This is a genomic window from Burkholderia sp. BCC0097 (assembly GCF_902832985.1).
In the GTDB taxonomy this organism is placed as follows: Bacteria; Pseudomonadota; Gammaproteobacteria; order Burkholderiales; family Burkholderiaceae; genus Burkholderia; species Burkholderia orbicola.
On sequence record NZ_CADFDM010000034.1, the window covers coordinates 1 to 434 of the forward strand.

1 rRNA gene is annotated in these 434 nt (G+C 45.6%); it reads right to left on the reverse strand.

Annotated features, from left to right (window positions below):
- Positions 1–359: 359 nt before the first annotated feature.
- Positions 360–434, reverse strand: a 16S ribosomal RNA gene (locus HWX07_RS36785); the annotation flags it as partial.

Below are 434 nucleotides of genomic sequence, written 5' to 3' on the forward strand. Positions count from 1 at the left end.
TTGAGTTCTCGCGTTGTGCCGTATTCCAATTGAGTCAAACATAGAGTTCGAATCATCTTGAGATACATCGATACAATCACAACCCGGATAACTTCCACGTCCATCTCAAGACGCTTCCGCTATCCAAATTACTTACTTCTTCCAGATTGTTAAAGAACGACAGCCGATACTTTCGTACCGCTCTGACTGGCTCAATCGCCAATGAGAAAAACTCGAACCAAACTTCATTCGAATGTTTGTCATTGAAGATTATCGAAAGCGGCCGGCATGATAACCGAATAAACCGCTAACAGACAGTCTTTCTGTCTTAATCAACAGCCGATAAGCGTGAGCGCTCAACTTGTGCGAGATAGCTCTGGAAAGGAGGTGATCCAGCCGCACCTTCCGATACGGCTACCTTGTTACGACTTCACCCCAGTCATGAATCCTACCGT